The sequence below is a fragment of the Polynucleobacter sp. 39-46-10 genome, from assembly GCF_002282275.1.
Window position 1 is genome coordinate 1 of the sequence record NZ_NCJB01000448.1, and the last position, 1,547, is coordinate 1,547.

Genomic DNA, 1,547 nt, shown 5'->3' on the forward strand with positions numbered 1-1,547 from the left:
ATTGCACGCATCAAGAAATGACAGTGGATTTGGTTTCCAATGCACTCAAGCAACACAATTCAAGCAGTCTCAATAAATTAGTTAATACACATCTGCACTCAGATCATTGTGGTGGCAATGCAGCGCTATCACAAGAGTTTGATTGCGATATCTGGATACCAGAGGCTGAGGCAATTGCTGTGCAAGATTGGGATGAAAATTTACTCAGCTTTCAGCAATTGGGGCAAGAGTGCCCACGCTTTACTCACCGTGATCTACTCGTGCCTGGCAAAGAGATTAACTTGGGCCCCTATCGTTGGCAGATTCTTGCAGCTCCTGGTCATGACAACCATTCAGTCATGCTCTATCAAGAGCAACATCAAATCTTGATCTCTGCCGATGCCCTGTGGGAAGAAGGTTTTGGAGTCATCTTCCCTGAGCTCTGGGGTGAAAGTGGCTTTGAAGGGGTGGCGCAGACATTAGAGCTAATTGAAGAGCTTCCAGTTGCCTTGGTGATTCCGGGACATGGAAAACCGTTTACTGATGTAAAGAAGTCAATCGCTACCGCAAAATCTCGGCTTGACTATCTTTCAGGTGATACTGATCGTAATGCTCGTCACGGCGCTAAGGTGCTGCTCAAGTACAAGTTGTTGGAGTGGCGAAGTAAAGAGATGTCAGCGGTCAAGAGCTGGATTGCAGGTACGCCAGCACTAGAAAGTATTCGTAAACAAATGAATCTCTGTAGTGAGGATTTTGAGGGTTGGTTGATACAGGCTTTAGTAAAATCAAAAGCTGCAATCATCGAGAAAGACTGCTTAGTTAATCTTGACTGAAGTGTCGCTCAGAAATTAAACCTTAGAAATTAAACGATAGCTTTCCGTAAAAAGACCAGTCGTAAACAGAGTAGCTTTCAACTACTTGTTTGCTGGCTCCCACTGCAAACAAAAAATGTTTATTGAGGCGATGGGTCACCATGGCATCGAGTGGAACAAACCAGCCACCACCCCCACCCGTATTCCAGACGATCCCGTTTTCATCCCACAGCCGAATTTGAGTATTGGGAAAGACATTAAATCCAAGCGTTGGAAAAATATTGAGATTACGGGCTAGGGGCGGCTGATTGGGATTATTGGCCAATGAATTGCCTTTGCTATCAAAGCCATACATATATCGTAGAAGCGGTGAAAAGTCGGAGAGGCGCGAGCTATTATCTTTGGTAGGAACGTACACCGTGCCGATCTGGGGGCCAACTGCCCACTGCCCATTATTACCAAACGGAAAAATTACTCGACCTCCCAATGTGCCTTCCCAATTTTTCAAAATACTAGGGTGATTTCCCCAGACGGTCAGCATCGTATTGCCAGCGTTATAGGTGCCAGATGATTGTTCTGAAAGGGTAGGTCCATAAGTTGAAACGTAGGAGGTATCGAGTCGCATAGTGCCTCGCCAGCGATCAAACTGGAGGGGTTGGTAATAGCGCAACTTCAAGGTATCACTTTGAGTTTGCTCTCCAAAGGCGTTGTGGTAACCCCAAAATTCCAGAACCCGCTGACTTGAGTACTGGTCAG

At 46.0% G+C, this 1,547-nt stretch carries 2 protein-coding genes; one reads left to right on the forward strand and one right to left on the reverse strand.

Features of this window, described 5'->3' with window-relative positions:
• Nucleotides 1–812, forward strand: an 812-nt coding sequence (locus tag B7X71_RS16665; RefSeq protein WP_293601556.1) for an MBL fold metallo-hydrolase, incomplete at its 5' end; no start/stop codon positions are given.
• 22 nt (nt 813–834) lie between these two features.
• Here B7X71_RS16665 and B7X71_RS16670 read toward each other — a convergent pair.
• Nucleotides 835–1,547 (reverse strand): hypothetical protein (locus tag B7X71_RS16670; RefSeq protein WP_293601557.1); only part of this gene is annotated, 713 nt, incomplete at its 5' end.